Annotated in this window: 22 protein-coding genes; 16 read left to right on the plus strand and 6 right to left on the minus strand. The window is 46.1% G+C overall.

The genetic code is table 11. The annotated features are described in order from the left end of the window. The first annotated feature begins 2 nt into the window (after positions 1–2). The 6 genes from ACSQ2E_RS08980 to ACSQ2E_RS09005 all read left to right on the plus strand — a co-directional run bounded on the left by ACSQ2E_RS08980 (position 3) and on the right by ACSQ2E_RS09005 (position 6,936). A complete protein-coding gene (locus ACSQ2E_RS08980; protein ID WP_435990215.1) occupies positions 3–1,256 on the plus strand; it encodes a DNA polymerase IV in 1,254 nt (417 codons plus the stop codon). 163 nt (positions 1,257–1,419) lie between these two features. Continuing rightward, positions 1,420–2,826: an NADP-dependent phosphogluconate dehydrogenase gene (gene gndA / locus ACSQ2E_RS08985; RefSeq protein ID WP_435990216.1), complete on the plus strand. Its 1,407-nt coding sequence runs from the start codon at positions 1,420–1,422 to the stop codon at positions 2,824–2,826. A 137-nt stretch (positions 2,827–2,963) separates the two neighbouring features. Then, positions 2,964–3,887: an AAA family ATPase gene (locus tag ACSQ2E_RS08990; protein ID WP_435990217.1), complete on the plus strand. Its 924-nt coding sequence runs from the start codon at positions 2,964–2,966 to the stop codon at positions 3,885–3,887. Further along, positions 3,884–4,984, plus strand: coding sequence for a hypothetical protein (locus ACSQ2E_RS08995; protein ID WP_435990218.1), 1,101 nt, complete (start codon positions 3,884–3,886; stop codon positions 4,982–4,984). The genes ACSQ2E_RS08990 and ACSQ2E_RS08995 overlap by 4 nt, the downstream gene beginning before the upstream one ends. 23 nt (positions 4,985–5,007) lie before the next feature. After that, positions 5,008–5,676: a hypothetical protein gene (locus tag ACSQ2E_RS09000; protein WP_435990219.1), complete on the plus strand. Its 669-nt coding sequence runs from the start codon at positions 5,008–5,010 to the stop codon at positions 5,674–5,676. Positions 5,677–5,832: 156 nt separating this feature from the next. Beyond that, positions 5,833–6,936, plus strand: a complete 1,104-nt coding sequence (locus tag ACSQ2E_RS09005) for an NADH:flavin oxidoreductase (protein WP_435990220.1) — start codon at positions 5,833–5,835, stop codon at positions 6,934–6,936. Between the two features lie 96 nt (positions 6,937–7,032). On the opposite strand, the gene ACSQ2E_RS09010 is transcribed toward ACSQ2E_RS09005, so the two are convergent. Both ACSQ2E_RS09010 and zwf read right to left on the minus strand, forming a co-directional pair. Next, positions 7,033–7,653, minus strand: a complete 621-nt coding sequence (locus tag ACSQ2E_RS09010) for a cyclase family protein (protein ID WP_435990221.1) — start codon at positions 7,651–7,653, stop codon at positions 7,033–7,035. Between the two features lie 16 nt (positions 7,654–7,669). Beyond that, positions 7,670–9,172, minus strand: a complete 1,503-nt coding sequence (gene zwf, locus ACSQ2E_RS09015; RefSeq protein ID WP_435990222.1) for a glucose-6-phosphate dehydrogenase — start codon at positions 9,170–9,172, stop codon at positions 7,670–7,672. 275 nt (positions 9,173–9,447) lie between these two features. On the opposite strand from zwf, the gene rnz reads away from it, so the two are divergent. From rnz to ACSQ2E_RS09030, 3 genes are read left to right on the plus strand one after another with little or no spacing between them, the layout of a single operon-like run. Further along, positions 9,448–10,374: a ribonuclease Z gene (gene rnz / locus ACSQ2E_RS09020; RefSeq protein WP_435990223.1), complete on the plus strand. Its 927-nt coding sequence runs from the start codon at positions 9,448–9,450 to the stop codon at positions 10,372–10,374. A gap of 10 nt (positions 10,375–10,384) precedes the next feature. Beyond that, a complete protein-coding gene (locus ACSQ2E_RS09025) occupies positions 10,385–10,924 on the plus strand; it encodes a histidine phosphatase family protein (RefSeq protein ID WP_435990224.1) in 540 nt (179 codons plus the stop codon). Positions 10,925–10,958: 34 nt separating this feature from the next. Continuing rightward, positions 10,959–11,714 carry a GNAT family N-acetyltransferase gene (locus ACSQ2E_RS09030; RefSeq protein WP_435990225.1) on the plus strand — a complete coding sequence of 252 codons (756 nt, stop codon included), beginning with the start codon at positions 10,959–10,961 and terminating at the stop codon, positions 11,712–11,714. A 50-nt stretch (positions 11,715–11,764) separates the two neighbouring features. Here the strand turns inward: ACSQ2E_RS09030 and namA are convergent, their stop codons facing one another. Both namA and proC read right to left on the minus strand, forming a co-directional pair. After that, on the minus strand, positions 11,765–12,784 hold the full coding sequence (namA, locus tag ACSQ2E_RS09035; RefSeq protein ID WP_435990226.1) for an NADPH dehydrogenase NamA: 1,020 nt from the start codon (positions 12,782–12,784) through the stop codon (positions 11,765–11,767). Positions 12,785–12,979: 195 nt separating this feature from the next. Then, positions 12,980–13,798 carry a pyrroline-5-carboxylate reductase gene (gene proC / locus ACSQ2E_RS09040; RefSeq protein ID WP_435990227.1) on the minus strand — a complete coding sequence of 273 codons (819 nt, stop codon included), beginning with the start codon at positions 13,796–13,798 and terminating at the stop codon, positions 12,980–12,982. A gap of 510 nt (positions 13,799–14,308) precedes the next feature. Here proC and ACSQ2E_RS09045 point away from each other — a divergent pair. The 5 genes from ACSQ2E_RS09045 (at position 14,309) to ACSQ2E_RS09065 (ending at position 18,478) form a co-directional block, all read left to right on the plus strand. After that, positions 14,309–15,268: an MBL fold metallo-hydrolase gene (locus ACSQ2E_RS09045; RefSeq protein WP_435990228.1), complete on the plus strand. Its 960-nt coding sequence runs from the start codon at positions 14,309–14,311 to the stop codon at positions 15,266–15,268. Between the two features lie 15 nt (positions 15,269–15,283). Then, positions 15,284–16,078 carry an SDR family NAD(P)-dependent oxidoreductase gene (locus tag ACSQ2E_RS09050; protein ID WP_435990229.1) on the plus strand — a complete coding sequence of 265 codons (795 nt, stop codon included), beginning with the start codon at positions 15,284–15,286 and terminating at the stop codon, positions 16,076–16,078. A gap of 49 nt (positions 16,079–16,127) precedes the next feature. Next, entirely contained in the window at positions 16,128–16,652 is a 525-nt protein-coding gene (locus ACSQ2E_RS09055; protein ID WP_435990230.1) for a DUF3221 domain-containing protein, read from the plus strand. 175 nt (positions 16,653–16,827) lie between these two features. Next, entirely contained in the window at positions 16,828–17,679 is an 852-nt protein-coding gene (locus ACSQ2E_RS09060; RefSeq protein ID WP_435994473.1) for a GRP family sugar transporter, read from the plus strand. A 13-nt stretch (positions 17,680–17,692) separates the two neighbouring features. Next, positions 17,693–18,478 carry a glucose-1-dehydrogenase gene (locus ACSQ2E_RS09065; RefSeq protein ID WP_435990231.1) on the plus strand — a complete coding sequence of 262 codons (786 nt, stop codon included), beginning with the start codon at positions 17,693–17,695 and terminating at the stop codon, positions 18,476–18,478. A gap of 89 nt (positions 18,479–18,567) precedes the next feature. Here ACSQ2E_RS09065 and ACSQ2E_RS09070 read toward each other — a convergent pair whose 3' ends face one another. Then, entirely contained in the window at positions 18,568–18,699 is a 132-nt protein-coding gene (locus tag ACSQ2E_RS09070; RefSeq protein ID WP_435990232.1) for a hypothetical protein, read from the minus strand. 156 nt (positions 18,700–18,855) lie between these two features. On the opposite strand from ACSQ2E_RS09070, the gene ACSQ2E_RS09075 reads away from it, so the two are divergent. Beyond that, positions 18,856–20,118, plus strand: a complete 1,263-nt coding sequence (locus ACSQ2E_RS09075; RefSeq protein ID WP_435990233.1) for a DinB/UmuC family translesion DNA polymerase — start codon at positions 18,856–18,858, stop codon at positions 20,116–20,118. Between the two features lie 20 nt (positions 20,119–20,138). Continuing rightward, positions 20,139–20,471 (plus strand): YolD-like family protein, encoded by a 333-nt coding sequence (locus ACSQ2E_RS09080; RefSeq protein ID WP_435990234.1) that lies wholly within the window; start codon positions 20,139–20,141, stop codon positions 20,469–20,471. A gap of 46 nt (positions 20,472–20,517) precedes the next feature. Here the strand turns inward: ACSQ2E_RS09080 and ACSQ2E_RS09085 are convergent, their stop codons facing one another. Next, positions 20,518–20,733 carry a CDGSH iron-sulfur domain-containing protein gene (locus ACSQ2E_RS09085; RefSeq protein ID WP_034758155.1) on the minus strand — a complete coding sequence of 72 codons (216 nt, stop codon included), beginning with the start codon at positions 20,731–20,733 and terminating at the stop codon, positions 20,518–20,520. Positions 20,734–20,826 lie beyond the last annotated feature (93 nt).

Genomic DNA, 20,826 nt, shown 5'->3' on the forward strand with positions numbered 1-20,826 from the left:
AAATGAACTCACACTATCCCAAAAACGGACGAGTGATCCTTCATGTTGACATGAACAGTTTTTATGCCTCTGTAGAAATGGCCTATGATCCTACTCTGCGGGGGAAACCCCTGGCTATAGCCGGGAACCCCCAGGAAAGACGGGGCATCATCGTGACATGCAGCTACGAAGCCAGGGGCTTTGGAGTGAAAACGACGATGCCTCTTTGGGAGGCAAAAAAATTATGTCCGGATCTGGTTATCATGACACCCAACTTCGACCGTTACCGTGCCGCCTCCAAAGGAATATTCGATATCCTCAGACAATATACAGAATTAGTGGAACCCGTTTCGATTGATGAAGGGTATCTGGATATAACGGATTCCTTCGAGAAAGGAACTCCATTACAAATTGCCTCAGACATCCAGGCCCAGATCAAGGGTCAGTTAGACCTTCCTTGCAGTATAGGTGTGGCGCCCAATAAATTCTTGGCGAAAACGGCTTCAGATATGAAGAAGCCTATGGGAATCACCGTGTTGCGTAAAAGGGACATCCCGAATAGGCTGTGGCCGCTCCCCGTCATTGAAATGCACGGGATCGGTCAGAAGACTGCCGAGAAGCTGAATTCAATCGGTATCCATACGTGCAGCGACCTTGCCCATGCCAACGATATCCAGTTGAAGTCACTGCTCGGGATCAACGGACTCCGTCTTAAAGAGCGAGCCAATGGAATCGACAGAAGGAATGTGGACCCAGAGTCGATTTATGATTATAAGAGCGTGGGCAATTCCACTACCTTGCCTAAGGATACAACGAATCAGCATGAGCTTTTAATGGTTGTCGAAACGCTGTGTGCGAAGGTGTCGTCGCGACTTCAACAAAAAGATGTACTTGGTACGACGATCCAGCTGATGATCCGGGATAAATCCAGGAAGACCATCACAAGAAGCAAAAAGGTTGCAAACCCCATCTATAGAAAAGAAGACCTATTTCACCATGCGAAAGACTTATTCCTGAAGCATTGGGATGGGGATCCCGTCAGGCTCCTGGGGGTCACGGCACAGGATGTAGTGGAGAAGAGCGAAGCCACGGAACAACTGGACTTATTTTCTTATAAGAAATTCGCCGAAAAGGAACCACTCTACAACGTATTATCCAAGCTCCATGACAAGTTTGGGAAAGATTCCATCTCTCAAGGGATTAAAGCCAAGAATAAGAAAAAGTCTTATGACCAGAAACAGGACACAAGCTTCAACAAAGACTTTTTACGGGAATGACAGTTGTAAAAGGGGATACCTTATAACAGTAACGTACTTCTCAATCGGATTATTTGCATCAGTGACCCATTCTTGTTAGATTGAAAAAGACTTCGGTCATTGATTTGATGAAACGGAAGAAGTAATAAAATCATGATTCTTTAGATGAAAGGATGTTGATGTTATGGCTCAGGAAATTGGTGTTATCGGATTAGCCGTTATGGGAAAAAACTTGGCATGGAATATTGAAAGCAGGGGGTACTCTGTTTCTGTTTACAATCGTTCCAGTGAGAAAACGGATGAAATGATGAGCGAATCGAAGGGCAAGAATGTCAATCCTACATATACAATCGAGGAATTCGTCAACTCATTGGAAAAACCTCGGAAGATTCTTCTGATGGTCAAGGCGGGAAATCCGACTGATGCGACCATCGAACAATTAAAACCCTACCTTGAAAAAGGTGACATCCTGATCGATGGGGGAAATACGTTCTTCGAGGATACCCGTCGCCGCAATCAGGAACTAAGCGAACTTGGTATCCATTTTATCGGGACGGGTGTGTCCGGTGGGGAGGAAGGCGCCCTGACAGGTCCATCCATCATGCCTGGAGGACAGAAGGAAGCATATGATCTCGTGGCACCTATCCTGAAAGATATCGCAGCGAAGGTCGACGGAGATCCTTGTACGACGTATATCGGTCCCGATGGCGCAGGTCACTATGTGAAAATGGTGCACAACGGCATTGAATACGGAGATATGCAGCTGATCGCGGAATCCTACTTCCTTATGAAAAATGTCCTCGGCTTAAGTGCGGAAGAACTGCATGAAGTGTTTGCCGACTGGAATAAAGGCGAGCTTGACAGCTATCTCATCGAAATCACAGCAGATATCTTTACCAAGAAAGATGAAGAAACCGGCAAGCCGATGGTAGATGTCATCCTCGATAAAGCAGGTCAAAAGGGGACGGGTAAATGGACAAGCCAAAGTGCGTTGGATCTAGGTGTTTCCTTACCTATCATCACCGAGTCTGTCTTCGCCCGTTTCATTTCAGCGATTAAAGATGAACGTGTCAAAGCGAGTAAGATGTTGAAAGGCCCTGATACGAAACCATTCGATGGCGATAAGAAAGCATTGGTCGAATCGATTCGCAAAGCCCTTTACATGAGTAAGATCTGTTCATATGCGCAAGGCTTCGCCCAAATGCGTTCTGCGTCTGATGAGTACAAATGGGATCTCGAGTACGGTGATATCGCCATGATCTTCTGCGGAGGGTGCATCATCCGTGCACAGTTCCTGCAGAAGATTAAAGAAGCATATGACCGTGAGTCCAATCTCACTAACCTTTTACTCGATCCTTACTTCAAAGAGATCGTCGAAAGCTATCAATACGCACTCCGCGAAGTTATCAGTGTAGCCGTCCAGAATGGCGTACCGGTTCCCGGCTTCTCGGCAGCCCTATCTTATTATGACAGCTACCGTACAGAAACGCTTCCTGCGAATTTGATCCAGGCGCAGCGGGACTACTTCGGTGCTCATACCTACGAACGTGTGGACAAAGAAGGCATTTTCCATACGGAGTGGATGAAATAATTGAATGATTTAAGCCCCTTTCTGATGAAGAGAGGGGCTTTTAATTGTGAAAAAAACACTGAATTTTCTGAGAAGATACTCCATAATGAGCTGGTATATGTTACCATTATATTACATATTCAGATAGGGGTGGCGAGATGCTTCAATCGATTAAAGAAAATATAGCCAAAGTCATGATTGATAAAGAGAATGAGATAGAATTAATGATCATTGCCTTATTGAGCGACGGTCATGTATTGTTGGAAGATGTACCGGGAACGGGGAAGACCACCATGGCAAAATGCTTTTCAAAGAGTATTGATGGAACCTTCAACCGTCTGCAATTCACCCCGGACACCCTCCCTTCCGATATTGTCGGGCAGGAATACTTCGACGTGAAAACGAGTGACTTTAAAGTCAGGAAAGGACCGGTATTCAATAATGTCCTTCTTATTGATGAAATCAACCGGGCAGTACCCCGTACTCAGTCGGCACTACTCGAGTTAATGGAAGAAAAGACAGTGACACTTGGTGGAGTCACCTACCATTTACCACAACCTTTCTGCGTCATCGCCACTCAGAACCCATTTGACTCCGTCGGTACGTTCCCACTGCCGGACGCACAGCTTGATCGCTTTCTATTGACGATCAAACAGGGATATCCGTCTCCTGAAAAAGAAAAAATGATGTTAAGAAGATTCCGTTCGTCCAATCCCCTTGAAACCATCGGGAGTGTCATTTCCATTGATGATATTATCCAGTTAAAACAGAGTGTAAAAGATGTCCTTGTCTCGGAAGAAATAGAGGATTATTTGATGGACATCGTTCAACAGACCAGGAAGCATAACTATGTGGATGTCGGGGTGAGTCCTCGTGGATCTATTGCCTTCATGAGGGCGATTCAGTCAAGGGCCTTCCTGTACGGAAGGGATTTCTGCACGCCGGAAGATGTGAAGGCATTGGCACTGCCTCTATTGGCTCACAGAATTTCCTTGAATGTGGAGGGGGAAGTGAAGTCATCGAAAGAAGCAATCATACATGAAATCCTTGACCTCACTTCCGTCCCGGTCGAAACACCATGAAAGTCCATAAAGACCCACCCTTTATCTTCGCGCCACTGGTCTTGATCTTGAACGTGATCCTCATCATCATCAGCAGTTTCGCAGGGTATAGTTTCCTTGTGTTTCTTTTCTTCCTGATTCTATCTTTCGCTCTATTCTCGAGGATCTACTTGAACATCCAGCATACTAAAATCTCGTGGAGCGTAAAGAAATACCATGAAGCCTCAAGCATCGACGAAGCGGTGACCTGCTATATTGATATCAGGAATGATTCTGTGCTCCCTTTGTATCGTCTTAAAATGAACATAGAGACGAGAAGTGATCATGACCTCGTGTTCACAAGCATTGATGGTGAGAGCAGCATGTACTCACTGTCCCTGGACCTCCCGGCTAAATCTCAAAAGACGATACCTGTTGTCCTAAAGGGAAAAGGCAGGGGGAACCACCGCTTGAGCAATCTTGAATTTATCCTGGGAGATCCGCTGTCCCTGCGAGCGTATCGTATGGAATATGGGGAGGACGAACTCCCCTCATTCAAAGTTCTTCCCCGGATAGGAAAGATCCATGACTTGAAGCTGAAATCCATGCTTCAGGGATATAAACAGACCACCTACTCCCTGTTTCTGGATGAGACGAGCATCATAGGGACCAAAGAGTATGAAAACGAAAGTTTCAGGCACATCCACTGGCTTGCGACAGCCAAAGAAAACAAGCTTCTTGCAAAAAAATACCAGAAAGTCCACGGAGATATCTATTCCATCTTCCTTAACATGGTCGGAGCGGGTCAGTTTCACCTCAGAAAGGATATGGAGGAACTGATTGAGTACACCGTATCGGTCTGCCTGTATTTGATTAAAGAAGGATGCAAGGTGGAACTGTGGATTAATTATGCCACCGAACAACATGACGTCTTGCGCCTCAGAAACGACCTTGACCGCACACAACTGAGGAAGCTTGCCGAGACGCTTGCAGTCATCGATCCAAATGGGAGATTCTTCTCAACCGACCGCTTTTATCAACTTTCACTGAAGGCGAAAGACAGCAAGTCACTCGGCTTGGTCATCGGAACTCCGCCTGAGCCGACAAGGCGTGAACAGCTTTTGCATATCAAACGGTGAGAGAGGAATGAGAGGAGGTTGTCATGTTGAAAAGAGTAGGGATAACATTTCTTTTTATTTTTGTCTGTGCAGTTGCAAGCTTGGTTTTGATGGAAGTCTTTAATGATACGACTGAAAAGATCAAAGGGTTTTACTATGTAGAGGATAACGGTGGAGAAAGGGATCTCAATCTGGGTCCCGGGAAAGAAGGCAGAACGATTTCTGACAGGCGACTCGATAAGCCGATCGTTGTGGATGAATATTTACCATGGTTCGTCGACCCTTTTTCAGGTGAAATCGGATCTGAGAAAAGTTTTATAGATGTAGTAAAGGAATACGGGATCTTCGTGGTTCTAACGGTTGCTTGCCTCTTCTGGTATCTTCGCCATAAGAAAAAAAGGAAAGTGATAAAAAAAGAATTTCCAGAAACATCGGTCAACCGGCATGCCGTTCACCATGATCAATTAGCCCGTGAAGAGGAGACCTCCTTTACCCTCTCTGATGAGAAGTTGAATGAAATCCGTCAGATGCTGAAAGAATGGGAGAGTCATTTAAACATCCTAAACAGGAAAAAGAACCACGAAACGATCCAGGAATGGTTCAAACGGATCAAGGGACCTGTAGACATCATTCCCATTTATGAAAAAGTTCGCTATGGAGAGAAGGACTTCTCCACGCACGAGTTGGATTTACTTAGGAAGATGTTAAAATAGCTCCCTTTTTTGAGGGGGGGCAAGTGATAAAAGCGATCCATGCACTTTCGAGAGAATTACAAAAGGGTGAATTGGCCGGTTTGAAACAGATTTCTTTGATTTTCTGCACGGGTTTGAAATAATGAAACTAGCATCAAGAAAAGAGGAGGCATTTCAATGAGTCAAACCAATACATCGACAGATCCATTATTTAGACCATTCCATAGTGAGAAACTACAGTTATCCAACCGCACAGTGATGGCGCCAATGACACGGGGCTTTTCGCCAAATGGGGTCCCGGGTGATGACGTTGCCGCTTACTATCGCCGCAGAGCTGAAAATGGTGTTGGATTGATTGTCACGGAGGGAACGGGAATCAATCACCCATCTTCCGTTTCAGGAGCGAGCATCCCTCTGTTCCACGGTGAAGAATCACTGAATGGATGGGAAAACGTCGTAAAGAAAGTCCATCAAGCAGGAGGAAAGATCGTTCCACAGCTTTGGCATGTGGGGATGACCCGTAAAAAGGGGGAGCTTCCAAATGAAGAAGCCTTTCCTGTTGGACCATCAGGACTAAGTCTTTCAGGTGAAGAAATCACGGAGCCTATGTCGGAAGAGGAAGTCGTCCAGATGGTGGAAGCGTACGCCCAAGCTGCTGCAGATGCGAAACGCATAGGCTTCGACGGCATAGAATTGCACGGGGCACATGGATATTTAATCGATCAGTTTTTCTGGAAGAATACAAACCGTCGTACTGATCGTTATGGAGGAAATCTGGTCGGTAGAACCCGGTTTGCCGTCGAGGTGGTTGAGGCCTGCCGACGCGAAGTGGGACCCGATTTCCCGATCATTTTCCGTTTTTCACAATGGAAAATGAATGATTTCAACGCAAAGCTTACAACGACGCCAGATGAGCTGGAGCGTTTCCTGGAGCCTCTTGTGAAAGCAGGCGTGGATATTTTCCATTGCTCGACACGCCGTTTCTGGGAGCCTGAATTTGAAGGATCTGACTTGAATCTCGCCGGCTGGACGAAAAAGCTGACAGGTAAACCCGTCATATCGGTTGGATCGGTTGGACTGGATGGAGAATTCACGAGCTTCTCGGGGGCGGATACGACTAGCCTGGATGGTCTGATCGAGAGGCTGGACAGTGGAGAATTCGACTTGGTCGCAATCGGACGCTCACTCCTTCAGGACCCTGAATGGGTGATGAAAGTGGAAGAAGGCAAGGCGGATGACCTGCTGCCGTTTGATAAGGAAGCGCTGAAAAAATTGTATTAAGATAGTACTAGGTGTCTCTTTGAATGAGGCACCTTTTTTTGTGTTTACATTAAAAGAACTCCCCGGCAATTAGCCAGAGAGTCCTATATCTAACGTTTACCCGATCATTTCATCAAACAACAGCACGCGTGCGGGTGATGCATCGGTGTTTTGAATTTTTAGTGGTGCCGCCACCATGAAGTATTGGCCGGCTTTGATGTCCTTCAACTGAAGGCCTTCCATGATGATGACGCCGCTTCCCATCAGGCTGCGGTGAGTCGGGTGACCTTCCTGGGCCCGCTCGATTCCAAGGGCATCGATCCCGACGCCTGCAATCTTTTGCTCAGCAAGATATGCGGCAGCGTCTTCTGCTACATAGATGAAGTCAAAGTTGAATTCCGTATCCCATGAATTCTTTGTTTTGAAGAGGATGAAGTCATTCTCTTCAATCTCTAATCCTTCAATATCCTTCAGGCTGATTTTTTCATCGGCTTCCGTTACATCAAATACTTTAACAGGGCGAACGAGCTTCTCGATATCGATGGTTTCAATCGTTTCGCCGTCGTTGATCATGTGAAGGGGAGCGTCGACATGAGTCCCTGTATGAACATCAATGGAGAGTCTTGACTCCGTCACATGGCCGTTCGTATTTGTTTCAATCGTTGGTTGCTTTTCAGGTTTGTTTTTGTACACGGGCATCCCGTTAAAGATCGGGGCAGTTACGTCATAAATTTTCATTGGTTCCACACCTTTCTTAGCATTGGTCTACATCGAGGTTGGCAATCGGCCACCAGGAGAAGCCGTCTTTTGCAAGCAGGTTGTCAGCGGCTTTTGGTCCCATTGAACCTGCTTCATAGTTAGGGAATTCTCCGTCACGTGTATGTTCCCATACTTCAGAGATCTTGTCGACGAATGCCCAGGACAATTTCACTTCATCCCAATGGGTGAAGTTCGTGGCATCACCGCGAAGACAATCGAATAGAAGCTTTTCATATGCCTCAGGTGTGTTCATTCCATCCACGCTGTTGTTGGCAAAGTTCAGTTTTACTGGTGTCGTTTCGATATTCTGTCCGGATTTTTTCACATTCAGGTGCAGGGTGATCCCTTCTTCCGGCTGGATGTGAATAACCAGCAGGTTCGGTGCCAGTGGCTTGTCCGGGTTGTAATACAGGTTCATAGGGATATCTTTGAACTGGATGACAATTTTCGTTGACTTGGTCTCCATTCTTTTTCCGGTACGGATATAGAACGGGACACCTGCCCAACGGAAGTTATCAATCATCAATTTACCTGCTACATAGGTTTCCGTATTGGACTGATCATCGACGTTTTCAGCTTCGCGGTAACCAGGAAGTTCTTCATTTCCTGCTTTACCAGGACCGTATTGGCCTCTGACGAAGTAATCCTTGACTTCATCCTGTTCAAATGGACGAAGAGATCGCAACACGCGTACTTTTTCACTGCGGATTTCGTCCGTCGTCAATTTGATCGGGGGCTCCATGGCAAGTAATGCAACCATTTGAAGCAGATGGTTTTGAACCATATCGCGAAGGGCCCCGCTTTTTTCGTAATAACGGCCGCGGTCTTCCACACCAAGCTCTTCGGATGAAGTGACCTGGATATTGGAGATATAGCGGTTATTCCATAATGGTTCAAACATCGCATTGGAAAAACGGATGACTTCGATGTTCTGCACCATTTCTTTACCAAGATAGTGATCGATACGGTAAATTTGGTCTTCTGAGAATGATTCGCGGATCTGGCTGTTCAATTTTTCCGCTGAAGGCAGGTCGTGACCGAATGGTTTCTCAATCACAAGTCGCTGGAAGCCTTTTGTATCGGTTAAGCCTTGATTTTTCAACTGCTCTGTAATCGTTCCGAAGAATTCAGGAGCCATCGCCAAGTAGAAAACGCGATTGCCTTCTAATTCATATGTTTCATCGAGCTCATCGGATAAGTTCTTCAATGCTTTGTAAGAATCACTGTTAGACACATCATTCGGCTGATAATAGAAATGTGACACAAATTCATCGATGTTTTCATCGCTGCCTAACGCTTTATGTACCGATGTCTTTACGTGCTCCTGGAATTCTTCATTTGACCATTCGCGTCGTGCCACACCTACGACGGCAAATCGCTTTGAGATTTTTCCTTTACGGAACAAATGATAAAGGGACGGATATAGTTTTCTTTTCGCTAGATCACCTGTCGCTCCAAAAATCGTAATCAGAGATGTTGGTGTTGTTGGATTATTCAATGTCATGACCTCACTTTATCTTGTTGTAACCCTTATTTATGCGTTTCTTCTTATTTAATATCCTATACAATTACTTAATTTTAAAGACTTCTGTTTCATTTAGCAAATTATATGCTGAGGACGGAATGATGAAAACGTTTTATGTTTTGTGTAACCTTCTTCGTCATTATGTTGGCTTTAATTTTCATTCTTATGACTCATTTTCCGGGAAAGGGTAAAAAGCCGGGGATTATGCTAAAATGGAGACAGAATAGCTCATCTGAGGAGTGATGACAGTGGAATTATTATTTCTGGGTACGGGTGCAGGGGTACCGGCCAAGCTCCGCAATGTGACCAGTGTCGCTTTGAAATTACTTGAGGAACGTGGGGCAGTTTGGCTATTTGATTGTGGGGAAGCGACCCAGCATCAAATTTTACATACAAGCTTGAAACCAAGAAGGATCGAAAAGATTTTCATTACCCATCTGCATGGTGATCACATATACGGGCTGCCGGGGTTACTCGGGAGCCGTTCCTTCCAAGGAGGGGAAACAAAACTGACGGTATATGGTCCTAAGGGGATCAAAGAGTTTATCGAGGTTTCCCTCTCAGTTAGCAGGACCCACCTTCAATATCCCCTTGAAGTGGTGGAAATCAAGGAAGGGGTCATCTTTCAAGATGAAGGGTTCAGTGTAGAAGCCAGGGGACTCGACCATGCTCTTCCTACTTTCGGCTATCGTGTACTTGAAAAAGATAAGCCAGGTGTCCTTCAAGTGGATCAATTACGTGAAAGGGGCGTTCAACCAGGGCCCCTCTATAAGAAATTAAAATCAGGTGAAACGGTTCGTCTGGAAGACGGGAGGGAGATTGAAGGAAAGGATTTTCTCGGACCTTCGATTCCTGGACGGGTGGTCACGATCCTTGGAGATACAAGGTTTTGTTCCAATGCGGTGGACCTTTCTAAGGATGCAGATGTCCTGGTTCATGAAGCGACCTTTAACCGGGATCAAGAAGAGATGGCCCGGGAGTATTATCATTCCACGACAAAGCAGGCTGGAGAGACCGCTCTTCTAGCCGGGGCCCGACGCCTTTTCCTGACCCATATTTCTTCCCGCTATGCAAAGGAGTCATGGGAAGAATTGGAGAAGGAAGCAAGGGACGTCTTCCCGGAAAGCTATATGGCAAGGGATTTCATGGAGTACGTCATACCTTTAAAGAAATAGGGTGGGAATAATGAAGGAAATCTATATCGTACGTCACGCGAAAGCGGAAGGACAGCCCTTTCATGCACCGTTAACGGAGGAGGGGAAACGTCAGGCACGTCAATTAGCGTCCTTTTTAGAAAATCGATCCATTCAAGCGATTTATTCAAGCCCCTTCATCAGGGCACTGGACACCATCGCTCCTTTTGCTGAACGCTCCGGCCTCTCCATACGGGAGGACGACAGGCTGGGAGAAAGGGTGCTGAGCGATCAGGATCTTCCTGATTGGATGGAAAAGTTGAAGAGGAGTTTTGAGGATTTTTCTCTCTCATTACCTGGTGGAGAATCCAATCAAATGGCGATGGAACGGGCAAGGTCCTTCATCGATGAAGTGATGGGAAAAGAAGAGGAACACATTGTCTGTGTGAGTCATGGTAATTTAACGACGCTCATCCTCAGGTTATTTGATGAAAGCTATGGCTACAATGAACTGTTCGCTCTATCCAATCCCGACGTCTATATCGTCGGGCTGGAAGGAGACCGCGCTTCTGTACAGCGTGTTTGGGAGTAGGGAATGCCGTTTAAACAGAAAAAGGGGAATCGAGATGAATTCATTTACATTTGAACATATTTATAATCCGGGGCATATTATAGCCGAAAACGCTCTTTATCGACATATTCATTATCCGGAAATGCTGACGCGGTATGATAGTAACTTTCTAGCATTTAAGAAACAGCCGACACTTGAAGAATTTATTGAAGCCGCCCGTTCTTTACGGGAATTCCATCAGGCAAAAGGCCAGAAGCATGTAAAGTTTCTTCTTCCTCAAGATCACAAACCTTCGCAAGAACTAATGGATTATTGTAAACAAGAGGGATATGACGTCGGATTCAATGAACTTTATTCCATTGCACCAGATCAGTTCCCATCGATGGATGTGAATCCTGATATTGAGGTCAAGGAAGTGGGCAAGGAAGAACTCCAAGATTATCTTTCTTTTCAGTATGAGCAGGATATGGACTATGGTCGGGATTTTGCCGACCAAAAGGTGGATATGCATAAGCGGAATTTTGAAAATTCCCGTATCATGCAGCTTCTGGCTTTCTATAAAGGGGCGCCGGCCGGATCCGTGGATGTGATCATCGAAGAAGATTCAGCGGAAATAGACGGATTGATGGTTCACGAATCGTTTCAAAAGAAAGGGATCGGAAGCAGACTGCAGCGGTTTGTCATGGAACGGTTCCCTGACAAGTTTATCATTCTGGTGGCGGACGGGGAAGATACGCCAAGACGGATGTACCAAAAGCAGAATTACCGTTGTCTAGGGTTCAGATATGAAGTACAGAAGGTGTATGAATAAATAAAACAAGAGGGTGGACTTCTGGTCCCCCCTCTTGTTTTTCGTATTTTTTATTTCCAGCCGCGCTCATACTGTTTAGGTGCTTCGATTTCAACACCGAGTTCTTTGGCCGCTGTTCTTGGCCAGTAAGGGTCCCGAAGCAGTTCCCGTGCAAGGAGGACGAGGTCCGCCCGGTCATTTTGCAGGATTTCTTCCGCCTGGATGCCTGTTGTAATCAGTCCGACAGCTCCCGTGTCAATGCCTGCCCCGTTCTTGATGGTCTCGGCAAGCTTCACCTGATAGCCGGGGAATACCGGGATGCGTGCAGGTACAAGGGCGCCGGAGCTTACATCGATCAAATCGACGCCTTGCTCTTTCATCCATTGTGCAAATACGACATAGTCTTCGACGTTCAAGCCTTCTTCGTTATAATCTTTGGCAGATACCCTCACAAGGAGTGGTCCGTCCCATACTTGTTGAATCCCTTCAATGATTTCACGGAGGAACCGGTAGCGGTTTTCTGCCGATCCACCATATTCATCGTTTCGTTTATTGGACAGGGGGGAGAGGAACTCATTGATGAGATATCCGTGGGCTCCGTGAATCTCAATCACATCAAAGCCTGCTTTCTTCGCTCTTTCAGCCCCCTTGATGAATGCCGTGATGGTTTCTTTTATATCATCCGCTGTCATTTCAACGGGGGGTTTCATATCATCATTGAATGGAATGGCAGATGGAGCGAGGATGTCTCCTTCAAGGACCGCTTTTCTTCCGGCATGGGCTAGCTGGATGCCGGTCTTTGCCCCTTGCTCTTTCATCAGATCCACCAACTCTTTTAAGCCTTCGATATGTTCGTCATCCCAGATTCCTAAATCCTGTGGGGAGATTCTTCCCTGTGGTGTAACCGCTGTTGCTTCCAGGATGATGAGTCCGACTCCGCCGACAGCACGGCTCGTGTAGTGGGTGCGATGCCAGTTTTCGACTTTTCCATCTTCATGGTGGGAAGAGTACATGCACATGGGTGCCATGACGATTCGGTTCTTTATTTCAACATTTTTTAACGAATATGGTTCGAATAGCTTTGCGTTCATTTCCAATCACCTTTCCATGAGGAATTTATTTCGGGTTTCTAAACAGTAATTCATCATGAGTATATCAACAACACTTTTGCCGGAAAAGGAATGTGCTCTATTTTCTCTTCTTCCTTAGCTCTTTCAAAGAACTTCTTTTTTGCTTTGATGGTATCACTGAAACGGGATCCCCGCGAACCATGATCGGCTGTAGGTTTATTTTTTTAAAGAATTCTCCTTTAATTCATGTCCGAGTGTTTGAGAGCGGTTATTTGCGGAAGAAATGCACTGGAAAAAGGCATCCCTAACTTGATGGTCCTCAAGCGCAGCGATTCCCGCTTCGGTCGTTCCACCTGCACTGGTAACATTCCTTCTTAATTCCCATGCTTCCAATCCGGATTCTGAAAGCATGGCGCTTGCCCCGGCGATCGTCTGGGTAACAAGGCTTTCAGCGAGGTCCTCTTCCAGTCCCAATTCTACTGCAGCATGTTTCAGTATTTCGGCTACGTAATAGATATAAGCAGGCCCGCTCCCTGATAGAGCCGTGATCAGGTCCAATTTCTCTTCTTCTACCTCCGTTGCTATGCCGACAGACTGAAATAGTGTTTTCGTCCATTCCTTCTGGGAGGGTGAGAGATACTGATTAAAAGCTACCGCCGTTGCTGACTTCCCCATGGCTGCACTTGTATTCGGCATGGCTCTCGCGATGGCTCCCTTAAAGTCCAGCCTGTCGCTTATATGCTCCATGGTGATGCCTGCCAGTACAGAGATGATCAGCGTATTCTTGGAAAGGTAGGGTCTGACAGAATCTGCTGCTTCATGAAAGTCCTTTGGTTTCATGGCGAGGATGATGACATCATATCGTGACGCCCGGTTTACCTTTCGGATACAGAATTCATGCATGATTTTATTTAAACGCTCGTGATTGGCACGATTGGTTACATATACTTCTTCATTATTCAATACTCCCGCTTTCAATGCGCCGCTTATTAAAGCATGAGCCATCGACCCTGCTCCGATAAATAATGTCTTCATTCGCTCATTCCCCCTTCTGTTTTTGAAAAAAAACAGACCCTTTCATCCATAAAGGACGAAAGGGTCTCGCTTCCGTGGTACCACCTTGTTTTGTCCATTTTCCACGAAGAAGATGAACACACTCCAATTCCATTAACGCTGGACGACGTTCTGTTTTAAGACGCTCAAAAGGCAGGTTCACAAATAGAGAGGACGACGGTGCCTTTCAGCCGGTGGGCACTGATCTCTGACATCTTCTATTCATTACTAGTCTTTCTCATCGCTTTATTCTATATCATTATGTAATGGGTGATGAATGGATTAAATCTATATTATAGGTGATTATCGTAGAAATACAGCTTATCTGTCAAGGGCTTATTTTTAGTATATTCACACTTTTTAAAAATGACATCATGCTGAAAAAAATGTACACTAGGTAATGAAGGATCATTCATTTTCTGGAAATGAGTGACAAAACGGGAAGATACCATGTTGGCTTTCCCTTTTTATTATGAAGAATGTGGTGAAAATATGACAACTTTAGTGAATGATATCGCAAAAATCACACTCTCCACCCCTTTTGCCGTAGGAGATGTGAATGTTTATTTAGTCAAGGGGGATGCCTTGACCCTGGTAGATGCAGGCCCTCTTACAGATACGGCCTGGACGCAGCTGACTGAACAATTGTCCCTTTTAGGGTATACACCTCAGGATATCGAACAAATCGTCCTGACCCATCATCATCCCGATCACGCAGGCCTGCTTGATCGTTTCTCATCCGACGTCACAGTATATGGTCACACGTATAATCGATTCTGGCTCAAGCGTGATGATCACTTCCATGAAGAGTATGACCGTTTCTTCACGAAGCTTGCCATGGAATCAGGGCTGCCTGAAGAGTATCTCCCGGCCATCCCCAAGTTCAAGAGTCCATTGAAATTCATGGGGGACCGACAGCTGGATGTGGCGATAGCAGAAGGGGATAGCGTTCCCGGAATGGGAGGGTGGTCGGTCATTGAAACCCTTGGTCACGCCCAGAGTCACTTATCCTTTTATAGGGAACGTGATGGCGTTCTGATAGCGGGCGACCACATTCTCGCCACTATTTCTCCCAACCCCCTCATTGAACCGCCATTTGAAGGGGAGATGGAGCGTACAAAGCCATTGCTGCAGTATAATGCTTCATTGAAAAAACTTTTTGATTTTCCAATTTCCCTTGCCTACACAGGACATGGAGACAACGTTACGGATGTTCATGGGTTGATTCCGAGGAGATTAGGGAAACAGGAAGAAAGAGCAAGAGATGTATTCGGCATGATTAAAGGAAACCGCGTGACCGTATTTGAGATATGCAAGAGGTTATTTCCCTCCGTGTATCGGAAGGAGCTCGGTTTGACATTGTCCGAGACCATCGGGCAATTGGATTATTTGGAATCCAATCAATCTATACGGAAAGAAAAGCATGAAGGAATCTATTATTATTTTGCTTAGGAAGATGTGACTGACATGAACAGTAGAATCAAAGGGAAAACGATTATCATTACCGGTGCCTCGGGAGGAATCGGGGAGCAAATGGCCATAAAGGTTGCGGAGAATGGCGGGAACCTTGCGTTGATTGCACGCCGTGTCCATCTGCTTCAAGCATTGAAGGAAAAGCTGACAACAAAATTCAACTGTAAGGTGGAAGTATATCCTTTAAACGTAACGGATTATGATCAAATCCCCCGCGTTTTCACTACCATCAGGAAGGACTTTGGATCGATCCATGCCTTGATCAATAACGCAGGTTATGGAATCTTCCAGGAAGCACACGTTACTTCCTTTCAAGATGTAAAAGGGATGATGGATGTGAATGTTCTTGGACTGATGGCATGTACAGGGGAAGTCCTTCCTTATATGCGCGAACAGGGATTTGGCCACATCATAAATATCGCATCTCAGGCAGGGAAGTTTGCCACTCCGAAATCAAGTGCCTATTCCGCTTCCAAGCATGCTGTCCTTGGGTATACGAACAGTGTAAGGATGGAAGCGAAACGATACGGGGTGAAGGTGACGGCGGTGAACCCCGGACCAATCGCCACAGACTTCTTCTCCATTGCCGATGAAACCGGCACGTATGTGAAGAATGTGGAGAAGTTCATGCTTGATCCTGCATTCGTCGCGGAGACGGTAGTGGATTCACTTTTTACCAATAAAAGAGAAATCAACCTGCCCCGATGGATGAATATAGGAAGTAAGTTCTATCAATTATTCCCATCTTTTGTCGAAAAAGTGGGAAATAACCTTTTTTTCAAAAAATAGTGAAACCAAATAGTACCATCGATCGTCTAATCTAATAAGGGGGGAGTCTATGAAGAAATGTTTGACTGTTATGATACTTTGTTCCTGTATACTATTCACTGGCTGCGGGCCGTCGACATCGGTCAATTCATCTCAGGGCAGCACAAATTTCATAGGCTTTGTCACCCAATTGGAAAACAATCAGGTGCTGATCAATGATGTTTGGTTTTCTTTCACTCAACAAACTGTCATGTTGACAGATCATGATAAAAAACTTCATAAAGAAGATATAGAGATGGGTAAAAAAGTGAATGTAATCTTTAATGGGGAGATGAAGGAATCCTATCCCAGGAGAGCTTCGGCGGACCAACTGGTATTTCTGACAGACAAAGAAAGCAAAATCGAAGAGACTGTCGTGAAATTAGTCATGAGCGATCCCCGGTTTTCACAGGTGGTCATCCAATCCATCGAAAAAAATCCCACCGGCCTCTATTCGTTACGATTCAAAGATCTTTCCCTCGACCGTGATGTCCATGTAATGGTGAATGTGGAGAATGAAAGGGTCATTGTTCCGATACATACTTCTACCAAATAAGAAAGCGTTGATTTCACCTCAACGCTTTCTTTTCTTTTTTTGAGATTATACGGGACGGAAGAAGGGTATGCATCAGAGAGTGAGAAATATTTTACGTTTTTCCAGACGAAACGGGTAGAATTTTTGTTTCAGAGGAAAACTATGATTATTGTCGGAAAAAGGATGTGGATGTATGATAGGGATTCTTTTAGCCCTGATCCCCGCGGTCGCGTGGGGAAGTCTTGTGTTTGTAAGTGTAAAACTTGGAGGGAATGCTTACAGTCAAACGGTTGGGATCACGGTTGGTTCACTGCTGTTTGCGATTGGCGTCTTCTTCATCAAGTCCCCTGAGTTAACGTTATTTGTCTGGGGCATCGGGTTTATTTCCGGCGTCTTTTGGGCTGTCGGGCAAGTGAACCAGCTGGCAAGTGTTAAATTCATCGGCGTTTCGAAAACCGTGCCGATCTCAACGGGGATGCAGCTGATCGGAACGACGCTCTTTGGTGTTCTGGTATTTAAAGAATGGAAGGCGACTGAAACGATTCTCCTTGGAAGCGGGGCGGTTCTGGCTCTTATCATCGGTGTCGTTCTCACCTCATTCACACAGAAGTCCGAAGGGGATGAAGGCTCTCAATTGAAAAAAGGTCTGTTGACGCTGCTCCTTTCCAGTTGTGGATACATAGCTTATGTCGTCATATTAAGATGGTTTGATATTGACGGATGGGAAGCGATTTTACCACAGGCAATCGGTATGTTCATCGGAGCCGTTGTCATCACATTCAGGCATAAGCCATTTAACAAATACACGGTTCGAAATATTTTAACCGGACTTATGTGGGCATCCGGGAATCTCGGATTGCTCCTTGCCCTGCCCCGGATCGGTGTGGCGACAAGCTTCTCCCTGTCCCAAACGGGAATCGTCATTTCCACTCTCGGTGGTTTGTTCTTCTTAGGGGAAAAGAAATCGAAAAAGCAGATCCTCCTCGTCATTGCAGGGTGTGTCCTGATCATCATCGGCGGGGTTCTATTGGGCTTTACGAAAGATTAAGGAGGAATTGAACATGTATACAGATTTAACGGATAAGGTTGTCATCATCACGGGTGCCGCTACTGGTATAGGTAAGGCGATTGCTAAACGGTTTGCCTCTGAAGGCTGTAAAGTGGTCATTAATTATTTCAAAGAAGAAGAAAACCCTGAAGGACTGGTAAAGGAAATCGAAGAAGCAGGTGGGACTGCCTCCATCATTCAAGGGGATGTGTCAAAAGAAGAGGATGTCCAGGAGTTTGTCCGATTTGCTCATGAGACGTATGGCCGTCTGGATATCTACGTAAATAATGCGGGAATCGAAAATGAGGTTCCGTCTGAAAACCTGCCGATTGAAGATTGGCAAAGGGTCATCAACACCAACTTGACAGGTACATTCCTCGGATGCCGAGAAGCGGCGAAGTACATGCTCGAACATCACATCAAGGGATCGATCATCAATGTATCGTCTGTCCATGAAATCATCCCGTGGCCTCACTTCGCTCATTATGCAGCCAGTAAAGGAGGAGTGAAACTGCTGATGGAAAGCCTGGCGCTGGAGTTTGCACCAGATGGGATACGCGTGAACAATATTGCTCCAGGAGCCATTGATACACCGATCAATGCCGAGAAATTTTCCGATCCGGAAAAGAAAAAGGGAGTGGAGAAACTCATTCCCCTCGGCTACATCGGAGAACCTGAACAGGTCGCTTCCTGCGCCGTATTTCTAGCCTCTGATCAGGCAAGCTACGTCACGGGTACGACGCTCATCGCCGATGGGGGCATGACGAAATACCCGGGATTCCAAGCTGGAAAAGGTTGATGTATGAAAGGATAAGTCCAAAATCAAAAAAATGATTTTGGACTTATTTTTTTTACTCTGATTTTGCTGTACGTCACCCTTTGTGCCAATCATCGTATGCTTGTCGCCTCTGCCCAAGCCGCCTCCGCTTTTCTTTGTCCAGCTGCAGGGGCTTGGGGCTCGAGGTCATAAGCCAAGTCACCCAAAAAGGCAAAGAACGCCTTTTCCGGGTTACTCGTCATATGCTTGTCGCCCCAGAGCAAGCCCCTTCCGCTTTTCTTGATATTTTCTCTATTACCATTTATTTAAGTTGAAAGGGAACGTATATTCGGTTAGAATCATAGATATACTATACAAGAACGTTTGTTCTGTTTTTAGGTAGGATGGAGGATGAGGATATGACTGTCGATTACAGTGTGCTGCCACACCACAAGATTTTGTGCATCGATATGAAGAGCTTTTATGCTAGCTGTTCGGCTGTCATGGAAGGGCTGGATCCCCTTGAATGTCACTTGGCTGTAGTGGGGGATAAAAGTCGGCAGGGAAGCATCGTCCTGGCGGCCTCACCCAGGATGAAGAAGGATTTTGGAATCAAAACGGGTTCGAGGATGTTTGAAATTCCAAACGACCCGAGAATCCAGCTTGTAGAGCCGAAAATGGCGACGTATGTCCGGATCTCCACGGAGCTGACCCGCCTGTTTCATCGTTATGTGCCAAAGGATGCCATCCACACGTACAGCGTGGACGAAAGCTTCATCAAGATTGATGGGGCGACGGGTCTCTGGGGGGACGCGGCCACCATCGCCGGCAAAATCAAAGACGATATGGAAAGGGAATTCCAGCTTCCCTGTGCCATTGGAATCGGCCCTAATATGCTCTTATCCAAGCTGTGCCTGGATCTTGACGCTAAGAAAAAGGGAATCGCCGAGTGGACCTATGAAGACGTCCCCGAAAAGCTGTGGCCTCTCTCACCGCTGCGCGAAATGTGGGGGATTGGAGGACGTCTTGAGAAGACCCTCAATCGCATGGGCATCTTCTCCATCGGGCAATTGGCGAAGTATGACCTGGAAAAGCTTGAGGCGAAGTTCGGTGTGATGGGGAACCAGCTTTATTACCATGCATGGGGGGTGGACCTCTCCGAAATAGGGGCACCGATCATGGATGGGCAGGTCAGCTTCGGCAAGGGTCAGATCCTGCTGCGGGATTATAAGGAGAGAAAGGAAATCAAACGCGTCATTTTAGAAATGTGCGAAGAGGTCGCGAGACGTGCCCGGACCCATCGCAAGGCCGGGCGGACCGTGAGCTTCGGAATCGGCTACAGCCACGAAGAATTCGGAGGGGGATTCCACCGGTCGCGAACGATAGAAGAACCGACCAATATCACCATGGATCTGTACCGGGTGTGCCTGGAACTATTCGAAGAGAACTACAATGGGAAAACCGTACGGAAAATTAATATCGCCCTTTCGAATATTGTAGAGGACGGAGCGCTGCAGGTTTCCCTGTTCGAACCTGACCGGTGGGAGAAACGGGAACTCGGGTATGTAGTGGACCACATCCGGAATAAATATGGTTCAGGGGCCCTTCTCCGCGCCGTCTCCTACACTGAAGCGGGAACAGCAAGGCACCGTGCCCGCCTGGTGGGCGGACATAAATCGTAGCGAATAGGAGGTGAATAGAATTGATCCGCGATCGAGGAAGAATCAAGTGGACATCCATGATGCTCCCCGAGCATGTGAAGCTTCTCAGGGATTGGGCAAAGGAAGATACACACGAAAAGAGGATTGAACTTGATGAGCAGGAACTGGACAGGATGAATGAAGTCGTGGCAGAAGCGATGGAGTTTGGCAGGATGGTGTCGATTACCCACTATGTAAAGCACCGTCATCAATTATCAATCGGAACCGTTCATCATGTCGACCCGTTGGACGGGAAGCTGCACGTCGTAGACAGGTTCGAAGACGTACACTATATACCATTGACAAGCGTTGTGGATATTCGCTTTTTCGACTGATCTCCAAATGAAAAAGAGGGACCCCGGGTGGAGTCCCTCTTTTCATTTACTCTTCGTCTAATACCTTTTCTGCGCGCACACACGATTCAAATTTCCCTTTGTGAGAAGCGTCGCAAAACGGCATGTTGGTTGATAGACCGCAACGGCAAAGAGTGAACACTTGTTTCGTTGGAAATACATTTCCGTCAGCATCAATCAGTTCCACATCGCCGCTTACGCGAAAAGAACCGTTATCATTCACTTTAATTTGAGCTTTTGTCATGAAAACCCACCCTTTCTAGAAAATACAAAAGAATCCCCCCTATCGATAGTAAGATGAAAAGAGTAAAAAAGCAATATTCTAAAAGGAACAAAT

Origin of the sequence: Rossellomorea sp. LjRoot5 (assembly GCF_964253455.1) — a bacterium.
Classification (GTDB): domain Bacteria; phylum Bacillota; class Bacilli; order Bacillales; family Bacillaceae_B; genus Rossellomorea.